Below are 16,126 nucleotides of genomic sequence, written 5' to 3'. Positions count from 1 at the left end.
GCTCCCTGCAAGACCTGTTAAAGTGATAATAAAATTTTTCATTTTACCCCTTATATTTTATAAAAAATTTGTAATCTTGTGGTACCCCAATATCAATAAAATAATCATCAAAAATTTGGGTTTGTATTTTTAACAATTCAAAATTTTCTTGCAAAAATTCTTCAAAAGAAAATTTTTTCTCTAGATCAAATTCATCAAAAATATCTTTTTTCAGTAAGTATATACCACCATTGATTAAGCCTTGTTTTTTAAACACCTTTTCTTCAAAAGACGTTACAATACCTTGATCATCAACATTTACAGTACCATATCTATCAAAATTTTGCATTTGTTTGAGTGCGATACAAATTTTACTATCATTTAAAGCAAGTTTTTTTAGATCAATATCAAAAATAGTATCCCCGTTTAAAACATAAGCTTGATTTTGTATAAACTTCAAAGCATCTTTTATAGCTCCACCTGTACCTAAAAGCTCTTTTTCAATGTTATAGCGTATTTTTATACCATCGAATTCATCTTTAAAGTATTCTTGGATAAGTTCGTATTTATACGAAACACTTAAGATAACTTCAGTAATTCCTTGTTTTTTTAAATACTCTAAGACAAAGGTTAAAAATGGCTTTCCATTAATGGGTGCCATAGGTTTTGGAAGATCTTGCACTACACTTTTTAACCTTGTGCCAAGCCCTCCTGCTAAAACTATAGCTTGCAATCAAAACCCTTTACCAAAAAGCTCTTCTTCTACTATAGCACAGATAATATGACCTATCAAAATATGCGCTTCTTGAATCCTTGGTGTACAAGATGATGGCACTTTAATACAATAATCACAAAGTTCATTCATAGCACCGCCACTAGCCCCGGTTAAACCTATGCTTAAAATTCCTTTTTCTTTACAAATTTCTAAAGCTTTTAAGATATTTTTACTATTTCCGCTTGTAGAAATTCCTATAAAAACATCTCCGCTCACACCTTGAGCTTGCACTTGTCTTGCAAATAAATTTTCATAGCCATAGTCATTACCAATAGCTGTTAAAATGCTCGTATCAGTACTTAAAGCAATGCTTGCAATACCAGGTCTGTCAAAGTAAAATCTACTCACAAACTCCCCAGCTATGTGCTGTGCATCAGCCGCACTTCCTCCATTGCCTGCTAGTAAAGTTTTATTGCCATTTTTATAAGTATTGATTACTTTTAAAGACACATCTTTGATTAAGCTGATCGTATCGCTATCATTTAAAATCTTAGTTTTAATATCAATTGAATCACTAAAATGAGATTTTATATATAAATTTAAATTTTCCATGATTTTGCTCCTTCTTTAGTGAAGTAGAACTCTTGCACATATCCTTGCTGTTCATTTAGAATTTTTTTAAGTTTATATTTTTTTATAGGATCAACCATAAAAAACATAAACCCTCCAGCGCCCGCTCCACTTGTTTTGCCACTATAAGCACCATTTTCCATGGCTAAATGATAAATTCTTTCAAGTTCATCATTACTTACTATATCAGAAATGATCTTTTTTGACTGCCATGACTTGCCTAAAATTTGAGCTATTTTATCAAAATCAGCTCTAAATAATGCTTCTTTCATATCTAGCGCATCTTGCTTTATCGCATGCATAGCATTAAGAGAGCTTTTATCTCCTAGTTTTCCTTTTTTATGCTCTTCTATATCTTTAGCTTCTCTAGTAATATTTGTAAAATAAAGCAAAACTCTAGCTTCAAGCTCGCTTGCTATCCAATTTTTAATGCGTAAAGGATTAACGATCACTCTTTTTTGATCATAAAATTCCATAAAGTTAAACCCACCAAAAGTTGCAGCGTATTGATCTTGTGCACCACCTACTATAGCCATATCTTCTCGTTCAATCTCATATGCTAAACGTGCAATCTCATACTCACCCAAAGGTAAATTCAGCCACTCAGCAAATGCTTTGATAATGCCCACCACCAAAGTAGAACTACCACCAAGCCCACTACCACTTGGTACATCTGAATAAGTATGCAAAGAAAAACTCAAAGGTTTTTTAACATAATCTTTTACTAAACGATTGTAAATTGCTTTATAAAGATCTAGCTTGCCATCATTTTCTAAAAAATCTTTGCTTTTATACTCTGCTTTTACATTTATATCTGATGAATCAAAGATGATTTTTCCATCATTTCTTTCTACTAAAGTACAATGCACATATAAAGATATAGTCGCATTTAAAACATAACCTGTATATTGATCACAATATAAATTTATATCAGTACCCCCGCCAGCTAAACCTAAGCGCAATGGAGTTTGAGAACGAATTATCATAACTACTACCTATTAAGTGGGATTCTACCCATAGAAATTTCTTTTCTCCAATGATTTAGCAAATCTTCAAACATCTGCCTAGCTGGAATTTCTGGTTTCCAATTGATATAGCTTTTGATTTTAGTATTATCAAACATTTGATAGTCTGCATCAATAGGACGCAATCTTTCTTCATCTTGCTCTACTTTGATATCTTTTCTTGTAGAAAGACTCAAAAGTATATCGATAACCTCAGGAAGCTTAAAAGCCTCTTCACCCGCTATATTAAAAGCTTCACCGCAAGGAACTTTTCCTTTTTCACTTTCTAATGAAAGCAAATAATAAGCCCTTATCGCATCTCTGGCATCTTGAAAAGTTCTTACACTTGATAAATTTCCTACTTTGATAACAGGCTCTTGGTAACCCGCTTCAATCAATGCGATTTGCTTTGCAACTGTACTTTCAAAAAACACATCAGAACGTCTTGGACCACTATGAGTTCCCATCCTAGTGACATAAGTTTTTATGCCATAAGCCTCACCATAGAATCTTCCCAAATAATCTGTACCGATTTTACTTATACTATAAGGACTTGCGCCATGAAAGGTTGTATCTTCGTTTAACTTAACACCTACTTTTGCCCTACCATAAACTTCACTAGAAGAACACACATGCACTACAGGATCATAACCATCTTTGGCTTTTAACAATCTAATATTTTCTAAAATATTTGCTGTACCTATGATATTAGTTTGTAAGGTTTCTATAGGTATATCAAAAGAGGTTTTTGGGTAAGACTGTGCAGCCAAATGAAAGATCACATCCGGTCGCTTGCTTTCAAAAAGCTTTTGAATACTTGAATAATCATTCAAATCAGCATAAAAAATACTAATTCTATCTTTTTTATTAATCCTATCACTTAGATGATAGATATTATCCATAGGTTCTTGCCAACGCATCATACCTATAACATCATAGTCAGTATTTTCTAGTAAAAAGTCCGCCATTTGCGAGCCAACTTGACCTGTAAAACCTGTAATCAATGCTGTTTTTTTCATATCAAAACCCTCTTAAGCTTTTTTACTATTTTGAAGGTAATCTTCATACATCATCTTAATACCTTCTTCAAGTTCTATTTTATGTTTCCAACCCAAAGAATGAATTTTAGAACAATCAAGTAGTCTATTCATAGAACTATCCGGTTTGCTTATATCAAATTTTATTTCACCTTGATACTGTGTAATTTGTTTTATTAAATAAGCTAATTCTGCAATAGACAAATCGCTACCTGTGCCCACATTAATATGTGTATTTTTTATATTATTTTTAGATAGATCGCTAAAATTAATATTATTCATTATATATATACAAACATCTGCCAAATCATCTGAATGTATAAATTCCCTCCTAGTCTTACCCGCACCCCAAAGCTCTATATGCTCTCCATAAATTCCATTAGCATTAAGATAACTTATCGCTTCATCTTGATCTTGCAAGTTAAGATCTAATAAAATTTCATCATACCTCTTTTCATTAAGAAGTTTTGCTAAATGAAATTTTCTAAGCATCGCTGGTAATACCCTAGCTGTTTTTAAGTTATAATCAGCTGTTTTTCCATATAAATTAGTCAATGCAACTGAAATAAAATTAGTATTATATTGTAAATTATAAAATTCACACATTCTAACTCCAGCAATCTTTGCTAAAGCATATGGTTCAGCATTATATTCTAACTCACTTGTAAGCAAACTTTCTTCTTTGATAGGATTATCTGCACACTGAGGATACATCCAAGAGCTACCAAAAAAAATTAATTTTTTTACATTTGAACTATACGAATTGAAAAATATATTATTCTGAATTGTTAAATTTTCGTATAAAATATCAGCTGGAGCTTTTACACCCAAAGCACTCATTTTTGCCGCTGCAAAAAAAACATATTCTGGTTGATTATTGTCAAAAAATTTTTTTACAGTACTAAAATCAAGTAAGTTTAGCTCTTCTCTTGTTGCATATATTAGATTATTATAACCTAGTTTTTGCAATTTTTCCATTATGGCACTTCCGGCAGATCCGCGGTGTCCTACTATATAAATCTTTGAATTTTTTTCCATAAATCACTCCTTGCTTACAGCTAAAATATCTCTTTCTGAAAGGATTGGAGATTTTGTTGGCCAATCAACTCCTATTCTCTCATCATTCCAAGCATAGGTGAATTGTTCATTTGCGTCCACATATTCTCCTTTATATGCACATTTGTAATAATACACTGCACTTTCGCTACTCACATAATGTGCATTTCCAAATCCAGCTGGAACTAAGATAATTTTTTGGTTATCTTGATTTATTATAAATTTTTCATGTTTTAAATAAGTAGGCGAATCTTGTCTACAATCAACCACAACCTGATGGATTTCTCCATAAACACAAGTAGCTAGTTTATATGTTTTATGATCCCCGTGTATACCTCTTATAACATTATGTCTAGAGTGAATAAATTTATCATGTATAAATTGAAGATTATCTGGCAAAAGTTTATCTATAGCTTCACTTGTAAAAGCCGTCCATATTTCTCCACGCAAATCTCTAAATTTATTAGGAGTTATTATATATACTCCTTTTAAATTTTTTGATTCTTGTATATCAAATTCTATCGCCATTATTTTCCTTTATATTTTTCTTTTATACTTTTAGCTAGATCAATAGATCTCTTAATACATACATCCATATTATAATACTCCCATTCGCCAAATCTACCATGTGAGAAAATTCCAAGTGAATTCAAATATGAAATTGCACCTGTTTTTGCTTGAGTATAGTTTAGATCAAAAAAAACATAAGCATGTTCTGTAACATTATAATCAATTGGTTTTTTCAAAAATGGTATTTTTTTCCCTTCTCTCACTAGTTTATCATAAGCAATTTCACCTATCGCCTCTGTTGTACAAAATTTTCCTTTTGGTTGCACTATAGAGCCAGTATTAGAAATTCTATGGAAACCTATACTTGAATCTGGAATATAACCCCAAGTAATATCTAAACTTCCATCTGTTTCCCAAAAAATATTTGTAACTTTATTGTATTTAAGTTTTTTAAAGCAACTTAAAGCTTCAGCGGGAATATCCTTTAAAATTTTAGGTACAAGATCCAATGGACTTGTATTTATCAGTATATCATATTTTTTTTCACCATTAACAACCCATTGGTTGTTTTCTTTTTTAAGATCTTTTACCTCATAATTCGTAAGAATATTTACATTTTCCCCTATAGCTTCTATAAAAGTATTTTGATTATTTGTTTTTGGATAATAAAAAGCAGCATGAGACATCTTATCAGTTGTTTTATCAATCAATGACTTATAAAAACTCTCCTTTGTTGGAACAGGAAGTTTCATTTGCTTTTCATCTTCTATCCATACATTATCCATATTTTTTGGCGCTATGCCCCAAATTTTAGTATTATACGGTATAAAATATTCTTTTGCCAAAGTTGGGCCAAAATGATTTATAAACCACTCTTCGAGATTGTTTCCTTTCTCATATGAAGCATTAAACATTTCATTTGTTATTTTAAAAGCCAAATTTGTATCAAAATTATCTATTTCTTTGATTGAGAATTCTATAGGATATGTAATCCAATTTTCTTTAAACAAGATTTCAGCTTTTCTAGGCAAATAATTCCATTTATCTTTACTTAATACAGTATTAAACACAAAATCCAAAACATCATCAAATTTAGAATTAAAACAATGTCCACCATTTACATGGTATGGCTTACCATCAACATCTTTTGTTCTAGCGATACCGCCTACAACATTAGATTTTTCTAAAACCTCTACTTCAAAGTCATCTTTTAGAAGTCTTGCAACAGACATACCAGATATACCAGCACCAATAATACCTATTTTCATTCTTCACTCCTTGATTTCATTTTGTTTTTTAGCTTATAAATATCAAACATCATTTTAATATAACCACCCTTATACCAATTTTTATGAGCACTGATTATTATTTCTCCGAGTTTGTAATTATAACTGTCTTTTTCTGTTAAGCTTTCATTATAATCTGGATAATTTTTTAAGCACGGTATTCCTAATTCTAAATTTTCTAATATTTTTTTTCTCCTCATCATTTTAATTCGTTTATGTTCTTTGCTGATATATATTAATATAATAGGCAGCATTAACTTATTAAACAAACCTTTGGAATAAATATTATATGCTAAACCCAATTTGTATGCTAAATGATCATATATGTATTTTTTTGCTGACTCAGATTGTATAGCATAACGATCAATAGACTTTATTATTTCACTCTCTAAAAGCAAAATAATCTTTTCGTGATTATTTAAAAAAAGACAACTAGATAACACTTTTTTATCAAAATAATTATACCTTAAAAAAAAATCTATTTTATCTTTAAATTTCTTATTGTTGGTGGTTATTAGCTTATAGATCAAATAATATGTCACGCAATAAAGATTTGGATATTTTGCTATATTTTTTATATTTAAGTAACTTAAAAAAACAAAATCATAAAGAAAATATTCAGGACCACCCCATCCATTATACAATAAATTTTCAAAAAATTTATCCATATTGTTGATATTTGCAACAAAAAATTCCTCAGCAACATCAGGCTGATCATTTTTTAACAATAAATCAACATAAAAGACCTTAAAAACAAATGCATCATCCCTGACTTGCATTGCTTCTTTTATATTTTCAATTTGCTCTGATATTGATATATTTAATTCTTTAGCATAAATATACAAATGAATAAATGCAAAAGATTTTTGATGATTATTGAAATCAAATTTTTGTAGATTACTTTTTATTATATTATACTTTTCTTGCAAAGAATACATATCATAAACACAAATTCTTTCACAATTTCCTATCAAGTAAGACAAATTAGAAAAGCCGCTACTCCCGCTCAAATATAGCTTTTTCGAGTTAGCCATTAAAGTAATATCAAAAATAGCTTTTTGATTCACATCAAAATCATGGTCTTTTGTAAAATCATTAGAAGTAAATACATTATATCCTAGTTGCGTAAAGGTATTTTTTAGTTTCGTATTTAATTTTTCATCATTACCCAATAAGACAATATTTTCGCTCTTATTTTTTTTTATTACATCTATAGATAAACATACCTCCAATGCTTTAAAGCGACAAAGATATAAAACATCTGTTCTGTAAAAAATATCGCCCCCTCTAACATGCATTGTAATATAATTTTGATTAAGAAAATCTCCAATTTTTTTTCCATACTCTAGAGCATCATTTATTTCTTTTGAAAAATCAATATTATTCCAAATTGACTTCATGCTATTTTTATATTGTATTTTAGAAATATCACTAAAAAAATTTGATATATCAGTATTCAAATTACATTGCAATATATTGTTTTTCTGAAAAAAATTACTGATAACTTCAAAACTATTTTTTTTATGACACGTCCATAAATAAGTATCATACGCTGTTTGATTATAATCGTAATAATAGTAATTTAAAATAAATTTTTCAGAAAAGAAAAATTCTTTGGGCGGAACACTAGGAAAGACAACTCCTTCAGCATTTAAATCCAAATTAGTTTCATCCATAGAATTCCAAATAAATTTAAAATTGCAATTGTAAAGATCTGATAAATATATAGCATTCATAAAAGCCAAAAATCTTTCACCTAATCCATCATATCTATTTGCAACTATAATTTTACCCATCAAATCCGCTCCTTATTCAATGTCTCTATTTAACCAATTTATCACTTCATTCTTCATATAGTTTAAATGCAAATACCTATCATCATTGTATTGCATATAGGTTTCATATTCACGATTAAAACTTTGACATGAATTTTCAAAAAAATTCTTCATAAATTTTTCCTTTCTATTTTCCATAACGTATCTTAAAAGTTCTTCTGCTTTCTGATATTGTTTAGTTTGAAGATAGAAATCAATTGTATATATTCTATATGCATCATTCTCAAAATCATATTTTAAAGCTTGTTGAATCATACTAAATGATTTTTCAGCGCTTTCACCAAGCTGCTTTGATAAAGAATACAATCTAAAATACGCCATAGCGGTATACAAATCATGTAAACCTAGTTTATATAAATTTTTTTCAATAATATTATACTGCTCTTTTAAATTAAACAAACTATGATAAGAAATCAAGTTATTTTTTCCAGATATCATCATCGATACTTTAGAAAAAACAGATTCTCTAGCTGAATAAATTTTTTCAGCCTTTGACATTAAATTCATATCAAAAAAGCTTCTTTCCATGTCAGAGTATTGTTTAGTAATAAAATCGTCTACACATTTAATAGCCTCATGATTACCAATTTTTGATGAAACATAGCTAGATAATAGAGCATTTGATTTCAAATCTTGACCAAAAACAATTACAAAATTACCGTTTTGAATCTCTTTTAATATAATCTCCAATGCAATTTCATAAGGAAAATATCGTTCTTCGACGACACACCATCCAGGTACTTTTCTAGAATCAGAAAAGATAATTTCTCCTCCTCTTATATGTATAGCAACAAATTTTTGATTCATTTTTTTATAAATCGTATTTACATCATTGATAATTTCCCTAAAAGAGCTTGAAAAATCAATAGTTTGGTAGATTTCTGATATATCTTTCAATGCTTGTTTTTCATCACAACCCTTAATCCACTTGCTTGGCAAAATATCTGTTGAATACCACCCCCATGTTTCATCACTTTTTTTGTATTTTAAATCATATAAACTTCTTTTATTAAATCCTAAATTATGACCCCAACTAGGCATAGCGCATTTAGAAGGTATCATATACCGTTTAATAAATTTGTCATCAAATACATGCGTTACATCTTCCATAGCGTTTCCCAAATAATGCACTTCGTTAGTTTTAACACTTTTTTGAACATTTAAAAAATCCACATCAATGCTATTTTCCCATGTGAAAGCAAATTTAAAGTTGATTTGTCTAGAAAGATACATACCTACCAATATACCAGCCAATCTCATACCAAATGCATCCGGTTTTGTAGAAACAACATACCCTTGTGTTTTTCGCACTAGAATCTGCAAATTTTTTAATTCTATATTTAGATCTTGCGTAAAAACTTTAACACCTTTTATTTCTATGCATTCAGATATATTAATATAATACTCATCAGACTTATCTGTGTTAAAAATTAAATCATTCTCCACTAAAATGGCTTGCCAATCATTATATAGATATACTTTTAATTTCTCCTTTTCTATTTGTCTATCAAAAGCTAGTTTAACCCCTTCAGCTAAAACACTATACCCAAGATCACATAGCCAATATAAATCTTTATTTTTATCAAGTATACATTTTTTTAACACATCTGCATTTGAGCTTATGTTTATCAAGTCAAAATCTTTGAAAATTGGATATAATTTTTTATTTATATCATCCCAATCATTAATCTTTTTAATATGCAGTTTTACATTCTTTTCTTTTCTCCATCTCCTAAGAACATCCATCATTTTATACATTGTATAGATAAAAGTTTTGTTATCTTTGCGGCAAGAAACAAAACAACTACCTATTCTATACGATAAAAATCTTTGAATTTTCATGACATCCAAATAATCAGGATATGCTTCATAAGGTAAATCAGAAGCAAGATAATCATGCTCTTTTATTTTCTTTAATTGTTTAAAATTGTTATATATTTTATACAAAGTTTTGAAAAAACTATCGTTTTTAAAGCTATCTACAATTTCAACTCCAAGCTTATACTCTGGGCTTTCCTTTATCTTCTGAATCCCAGTTCCATTTTCAACATAAAAATAAAATTCTGGATATTGCAATGAATGTTCAGAAAAAATTATTTTTAGTGTTTTTAACTTGCCTATCATTTGCAAAGGATCTTGTTTTAATTCATATAAACCAAAATGGAACATATATAAAAAGTAAAAAAACTTTTTTTCTATTTGTTTAGCAAAACCAATGTCTTGCTCTTTTTTTATATATTCGATAATTTTCAATGCATTCATAAAAATACTGCTTAACATATGATATCTTTTTGCCAGAGAAATATCACCAAAAACTTCTATATAGTGTTTAATATGAGAAGGGATGTTTGTAATCTCATTATCATACGAGCAAGTTGTATTTGAAACTATACGATAGTGATACAACTCCTCATTAAAAACATAAATATAACGGGCTTGTAAAAATAATAAAATCCCAAAATGATGATCCTCGTGTATAAAGTAATCCAAAAATTTTAAATCAATTTTTTGTAGAAATGAAAAATCAATCATTCCAGCCCAAACAAAAGCAAAAACAGAATTTGTATTGTCTACCAGATCTAGCCATTCTTTATTTGTAATCACACGAGAAAATTCATAATTATATAATTTCATAAAGCTTTTTTTTAACTCGTGTCTTCGATTATAGAATTTTTTTTCTATTTCATAATCAAAAGCATTATCAAACCACACCACATCAACCCCATCCATTCTAGGTACACATTCTTCTATGCAGTTTAATTCCCAATAATCATCAGAATCTAAAAAGATAATATAATCTATAATAGGATAAGTAAAGTTGGTTAAATCTTGTTCATCATTAAAAGCTTTATAGCTTTTATATACAGTATATATTTCATAAGGATTATGACCTTCTATATTAAATTCTATTAAAGAATTTTCTTTTATAGTTTGGGTTTTGTTTTTGAGTTTATATTCTCCACTAAAATATTCTATACCTACATTTCTTGCTGTGCTTTGTCCACCATTTTTTTTATCAAAAAGAGTTATTCTTTTATCTTTTAGAGTATATTCTTTTGCAATATTGAGTGAGTTTTCATCTGTGCTACCATCATTTACTAGTATGACTTCTAAGTTAGTATAAGTTTGATTGATTACACTATCTAAACATTCTTTTAGATATTTTTCTACATTGTATATGGGGATTACTACGCCTACGGTTTTATTATCTTTCATTTACACCTTTCTTTATGTATTGTTTTTTCAACTTCCTAATTTTAAACAGCAACTTGATATACCCCCCCCCATACCAAGTTTTATTAGCTTGTATAAGAGCTTGTCCAAGTTTATAAGAGAGATGATTTTTAAACTTTAAGGCTTCTTGATAATCAGGATAGCTTTCTAATGGAGGTAATGCTAATGATGGGTCTTTTTTTATTTTTTCTTGATAGATTTTTTGTTCTTGTTTGTGTTTATCTTTGATGTAGGATAACACAAAAGGCATTCTTATATAACCTAAGAAAGATTTAGAATTAACTATCATAGCTTGACCTAGTTTATATGAGAGTTGGTTTTGAATTCTTGCTTTGGCTGAAGCTGGGTTGATCATAGTTATTTTAGGCATAAAATCATTCACTTTAATACCAAGTTTTTTTGATAATTGTTTTGTTTGTAGTTTTTTATTAATTAAATCTTGTTCTAAATTAGAAATTTCAAGTTGCTGTTTTTTTATAGGCAAAGAATTTAAAGTTTGCTTTAAGATAATGTTATCTTGTTGAACTTTGTCTTTTTCTTGGGATAATTGAACCTTATTTTGTTCTAATAAAGAAATTTTAGAGTTTAATGCGCTTATTTGATTTTGTAAAGGTTGTAATTTAATTGGATCCATTGCAGAACAATATTCGTCAATTATTTCCTTATACCATTCTACTGAAGGTATTAAATGATTAAAATTGTATTCTTTTGGAATTTCCATCTCATTGCATAAAAATTCATCGTATATAACATTATCTGTGTAAATTTCCCCATTATTTTCAATAATAAAAAACGAAATCAAATCAACATGGTTGAAAAACACCGTAGATAAATCATCAAAATCGACTTCAACTTTAGAAGTATCATCGATAGGCCAAAATCCTGTTTCATAAAAAATATTATCTAAGCATGGCTTAGCATAATACGAACGATCTTTATTATTTAAAATTAATTTTGATTTAACCTTTCTTCTTTCAAGCCAATCCGAAGGAGTTGTTATTTTAGTCCTTTGTGTATTATTCCACGTATGATAAGCAACAATATAACAACCGTAAAATCTAGAAGTAAATTTTAACGCATCTCCTTTTTTTATCCTACAATATTTTTCCTTAAACATAGAATTTTCAATCTCAAAAATATCCTGATGTTTAAATTCAGAGGCTGGATGTACCAAGAAAGTTGGATTTTTTAAATCAATAATTTTGCGCGAAATAGAAAAATTTTTTATATTTTTGATAATATTTTCTCCTAGTTTTCTCATGATAAAGTCGCATTGATGTATTCCATATGCACCTTTTACTTGTGCAAAATATCCAAGATTATGTAAATCATAGTATTCTTGCATATCAATATAATTAAAGCCATATTTTTCTATCAGTTTTCTATGAATTCTGTTGGTATTGACAATATTTACACCATAATAAGGCAAAATTAAAACTAATATTTTTTTATTTGTTTTATAAATCTCTTCATAAAACCAATTTAGATTTCTGTATGTATTTAAATTAGAAGAAAAACTATCATTTACATTCGACTCCGTGATAATCAAATCAGCATTTTTAACTTCATCTTGTCTTCGTATAAGTTCATATAGATTTTGTATGGATGTTGTAGCACCTAAAGCAAAATTACAAAGCAATACATTTTCTTGTTGAAGTCCTTTTTGTAATCCATTTTTAATTATAGAATTACTTCCACCAAATAAAACTACCTTAATTTGTTTTTTTGCCATATTTTTTACTACACCTATCTTGAAAAAATTGTTTTGGATTATATATCAATTTTCTAAAAAGCTTATAAAACCTAGTATGCATAATTCTTAATTTTATAAAATCTGGAAAAATCAGATTAAATACTTTTATCATGATACCTGTATGATCAATTTCGTTAATATATGGTCTATAAATCAAGGACTTTAGACTATAATGAATTTTATTTATATTTTTAACATTTAAATAATTCTTTAAATCTATATTAATACAATAATATTTCGTTTCATATACTTTAGAATAAATTCTGTTATTTTTTTGAACTACTTTATACTTAGATTTTCCAAAACTATATACATTGTTTTTAAGATAATATATAAACCTTATAACTTTTTCATAATCAACACTTAAATCACTTTTCAAATACTTTAATAACTCATCTTTATTTAACACTTGATAATTAACTCCATTAATAGCATAAAAAGCAAATGCGCAATTAATACAAGGTTTATTCATCATCATAGCATAAACCCCCACACCAGAATTTAAAGTCAATACTACATCACACATATCAAGCAAATCAATAATATTTGTATCATCTTCTGTAAAAACTAGTGAGTCATAACTTGTTTTATTGATTTTGCAAGTTAAAGGGTGTTTTTTGATTAAAAAAACATGACTATATTTTAGATGTTTTGCTACTTCATTGATAATCTCTAAAAAGTTATTATACTCAAAAGGTGTATAAGTAAAATATTTTACCACTGTATCGTTTTCAACTTGTAAGGGAACAAAAACTATTTTTTTGCCTTTTGTATTTAATTTGCTTTTTAGCTTTTCAGGATTTCTTTTTTCTTGTTTTTCTAAAAAATTATCTTCATTTAAGACTTTATTTATATACTCTTTACATTCATTAATTTCTTCTATGGTTAATTTTTTATTCCAATTTTCTTCTTTATAAGTAGAAGAATCATAATTGAATCCTTTGGTGTCAAAAAACCAACTATCAGGCAAAGCTCCTCTATCATAACAAATAAATTTAAGATTATTATTTTTCACAAATTCATAAATAATTAGCCTCTTTTCATTACCATATGGGTTTGGAAATAACACACATTCAATATGATTTTCTTGAATGAAGTTTAAAAATTTATTGCTATTAAATTCGTCTTCATTGAAGAAAAAATTTTCACTTTTGCTTTGTATTTTACCAAGATAAACACTCACATCTTTTATTGAATTAAGTATCAATTTATCATTATTACATAGCAATAAAATATTTTTATTTATCGCTATCTTATCTTGAAGTGGTGGTATACTATAATCTTTTAAATTTTTTAAATTATTATAAAATTTTCTATGATTTTGAAATCTATTCCCCATGTAGTTATTTTGATTTGGCTCATCATGATAAAAATGATACATATAAGCACCATGAAAACTCATCTCATAGCCAAGCATAGAAAACCAAGTTCTAAAACCTTTAAATTCTTTTATATTCCAACTTCCCTCATCATAACATAACTTTTTTGGCATTTTTTCAAAAGAAGTTGTTTCAAATAACAATCTTGCGTAAAAATCATGATCTTCATAACTATGACCTATAAATGCTTCATTATTTCCACCTAAAGATAGAAATTTATGTTTATTTAAAACTAAAGAACTAGAGCTTAAAGAAAAATACTTAATCCACTCTCTTTTTCCATTTATTAAATCATTTTTAATCAAACTATCCCATAAATCTTTTTCTTGTGTGCAAATAAACTCACTGCCTTCCTTACTAAGATAAATAACAGGAAGTACTAAAAACTCATTAATATTTTGCGCGATATTTTTTATATCTATAAGCTGCAAAATTAACTCAAGAGTTTTTGTAGAAAAATAACAATCCACATCTAAAAACATTGCTACATCTGAATTTGCAAAAGATGCACCCAAGTTGCGACATTTTCCTTGTGAGAAAAATTCTTTTTGACTTTCATCCTTAAGATAAATATGTCCATTTTTTTCGATGATGTACTTTAAATCATTTTCCAAAGAAGAATATCCTTCAACAAATATATATTCAACTTTGTCATCGCTTTTAAACTCACATGCTTTTTGAACAACACGATCTTTTATATAAATTCTTTCCTTGCTTAAACCAAAAGGTATAATAATAGAAAGTTTCACACATTTCCTATCGCATAAAGTTGTATAATACCTACTATTTTTTCATCTTGGGTGACAACTATTTCTTTGATTTTGTGTTTTAACATAAGCTCTTCTGCTTCACTTGCCATAGCACTTGCTTCTATGGTTTTTGGACTCTCACTCATAATTTCTTTAGCTTTAAAATCAAATCTTGGCTTATCATTTGCCCTTAATGCTCTTCTTAAGTCTCCATCTGTGATAATCCCAACTAGCTTTTCATTTTCAAGTACTATACAAAGTCCTAATTTACCACTAGTCATCACATCAACTAGCTCATTAAATTCACTCTCAGGATTTACTATAGGTAGATTATTTGACACCATCAAATCACTCACCCTAGTTAAAAGCTTTCTACCCAAGCTTCCCCCTGGATGAAATAAAGCAAAATCATCAGGTCTAAATTTCCTTGCTCTCATTAAAGCCACTGCTATAGCATCACCCATCGCTAAAGTAGCCGTAGTAGATGAAGTTGGAGCAAGCTGAAGTGGGCAAGCTTCTTTTTTTACTGCTATGTTTATAAAAATATCTGCTTGTTTGGCTAGGGTAGAGTTTTGATTTCCAGCCATGACAATTAAAGGAATTTTTCTTTTTTTAATTACTGGTATAAGCTTTAAAACCTCTTCAGTTTCTCCTGAATTTGAAATAGCTAAAAGCACATCCTCACTTGTAAGCATACCAAGATCTCCGTGTAAAGCTTCACCTGGATGCATAAAAAAGCTTGGAGTGCCTGTGCTAGCCAAGGTTGCAGCTATCTTAGCCCCTATATGACCTGACTTACCCATTCCACTTACTACACATCTACCTTTGATAGATAAAATCAGCTCAACCGCTTTATTAAAACCTTCATCTAAATTATCACATAAATCTAAAATCGTTTTTGATTCTATCTCAAAAACTTCTTTGGCTATTTTAATTGCATCGATTTGACTCATCTAAAT

General features: G+C 28.5%; 11 protein-coding genes and 1 pseudogene. All 12 read right to left on the bottom strand.

The genetic code is table 11. The features are described from left to right. Positions 1-43: 43 nt before the first annotated feature. The 12 genes and pseudogenes from L8W55_RS04110 to L8W55_RS04055 all read right to left on the bottom strand — a co-directional run bounded on the left by L8W55_RS04110 (position 44) and on the right by L8W55_RS04055 (position 16,120). Positions 44-712: a nucleotidyltransferase family protein gene (locus L8W55_RS04110; protein ID WP_263677461.1), complete on the bottom strand. Its 669-nt coding sequence runs from the start codon at positions 710-712 to the stop codon at positions 44-46. After that, complete coding sequence (locus L8W55_RS04105) at positions 713-1,306, bottom strand: D-sedoheptulose 7-phosphate isomerase (RefSeq protein WP_263677460.1); 594 nt, start codon at positions 1,304-1,306, stop codon at positions 713-715. It abuts the gene before it with no gap. Beyond that, the gene (locus L8W55_RS04100; protein WP_263677459.1) at positions 1,294-2,310 is read right to left on the bottom strand and encodes a dehydrogenase; all 1,017 of its coding nucleotides are present in this window, start codon (positions 2,308-2,310) and stop codon (positions 1,294-1,296) included. Before L8W55_RS04100 ends, L8W55_RS04105 begins: the two co-directional genes overlap by 13 nt. A 5-nt stretch (positions 2,311-2,315) precedes the next feature. Further along, on the bottom strand, positions 2,316-3,347 hold the full coding sequence (locus tag L8W55_RS04095; RefSeq protein WP_263677458.1) for a GDP-mannose 4,6-dehydratase: 1,032 nt from the start codon (positions 3,345-3,347) through the stop codon (positions 2,316-2,318). Between the two features lie 12 nt (positions 3,348-3,359). Beyond that, positions 3,360-4,403, bottom strand: a complete 1,044-nt coding sequence (locus tag L8W55_RS04090) for an NAD-dependent epimerase/dehydratase family protein (RefSeq protein WP_263677457.1) — start codon at positions 4,401-4,403, stop codon at positions 3,360-3,362. A gap of 3 nt (positions 4,404-4,406) precedes the next feature. Then, positions 4,407-4,949: a dTDP-4-dehydrorhamnose 3,5-epimerase family protein gene (locus tag L8W55_RS04085; RefSeq protein WP_263677456.1), complete on the bottom strand. Its 543-nt coding sequence runs from the start codon at positions 4,947-4,949 to the stop codon at positions 4,407-4,409. Continuing rightward, on the bottom strand, positions 4,949-6,199 hold the full coding sequence (locus L8W55_RS04080) for a protoporphyrinogen/coproporphyrinogen oxidase (RefSeq protein ID WP_263677454.1): 1,251 nt from the start codon (positions 6,197-6,199) through the stop codon (positions 4,949-4,951). The genes L8W55_RS04085 and L8W55_RS04080 overlap by 1 nt, the downstream gene beginning before the upstream one ends. After that, the gene (locus tag L8W55_RS04075; protein WP_263677452.1) at positions 6,196-8,016 is read right to left on the bottom strand and encodes a hypothetical protein; all 1,821 of its coding nucleotides are present in this window, start codon (positions 8,014-8,016) and stop codon (positions 6,196-6,198) included. The genes L8W55_RS04080 and L8W55_RS04075 overlap by 4 nt, the downstream gene beginning before the upstream one ends. Before the next feature lie 2,256 nt (positions 8,017-10,272). Beyond that, positions 10,273-11,268, bottom strand: a pseudogene (locus L8W55_RS07965) (glycosyltransferase family 2 protein); the annotation flags it as partial. After that, positions 11,258-13,018, bottom strand: a complete 1,761-nt coding sequence (locus tag L8W55_RS04065) for a hypothetical protein (RefSeq protein ID WP_263677449.1) — start codon at positions 13,016-13,018, stop codon at positions 11,258-11,260. The pseudogene L8W55_RS07965 and the gene L8W55_RS04065, both read right to left, overlap by 11 nt. Beyond that, positions 12,999-15,167: a galactosyltransferase-related protein gene (locus tag L8W55_RS04060; protein WP_263677448.1), complete on the bottom strand. Its 2,169-nt coding sequence runs from the start codon at positions 15,165-15,167 to the stop codon at positions 12,999-13,001. The genes L8W55_RS04065 and L8W55_RS04060 overlap by 20 nt, the downstream gene beginning before the upstream one ends. Further along, positions 15,164-16,120 (bottom strand): KpsF/GutQ family sugar-phosphate isomerase, encoded by a 957-nt coding sequence (locus L8W55_RS04055; RefSeq protein WP_412175267.1) that lies wholly within the window; start codon positions 16,118-16,120, stop codon positions 15,164-15,166. Before L8W55_RS04055 ends, L8W55_RS04060 begins: the two co-directional genes overlap by 4 nt. Between the last annotated feature and the right edge of the window lie 6 nt (positions 16,121-16,126).

This window comes from Campylobacter sp. FU_520 (genome assembly GCF_025772385.1).
Classification (GTDB): Bacteria; Campylobacterota; Campylobacteria; order Campylobacterales; family Campylobacteraceae; genus Campylobacter_D; species Campylobacter_D lari_C.
The sequence above is the reverse complement of the archived record's forward strand: the minus strand, read 5'-3'. Positions and strand labels throughout refer to the sequence as shown.

Bases quoted from the DNA above. Each gene is read 5' to 3' on its own strand.
- L8W55_RS04100 (WP_263677459.1), bottom strand. From the start codon at position 2,310: ATGATAATTCGTTCTCAAACTCCATTGCGCTTAGGTTTAGCTGGCGGG.
- L8W55_RS04065 (WP_263677449.1), bottom strand. From the start codon at position 13,018: ATGGCAAAAAAACAAATTAAGGTAGTTTTATTTGGTGGAAGTAATTCT.
- L8W55_RS04105 (WP_263677460.1), bottom strand. From the start codon at position 1,306: ATGGAAAATTTAAATTTATATATAAAATCTCATTTTAGTGATTCAATT.
- L8W55_RS04095 (WP_263677458.1), bottom strand. From the start codon at position 3,347: ATGAAAAAAACAGCATTGATTACAGGTTTTACAGGTCAAGTTGGCTCG.
- L8W55_RS04080 (WP_263677454.1), bottom strand. From the start codon at position 6,199: ATGAAAATAGGTATTATTGGTGCTGGTATATCTGGTATGTCTGTTGCA.
- L8W55_RS04090 (WP_263677457.1), bottom strand. From the start codon at position 4,403: ATGGAAAAAAATTCAAAGATTTATATAGTAGGACACCGCGGATCTGCC.
- L8W55_RS04085 (WP_263677456.1), bottom strand. From the start codon at position 4,949: ATGGCGATAGAATTTGATATACAAGAATCAAAAAATTTAAAAGGAGTA.
- L8W55_RS04055 (WP_412175267.1), bottom strand. From the start codon at position 16,120: ATGAGTCAAATCGATGCAATTAAAATAGCCAAAGAAGTTTTTGAGATA.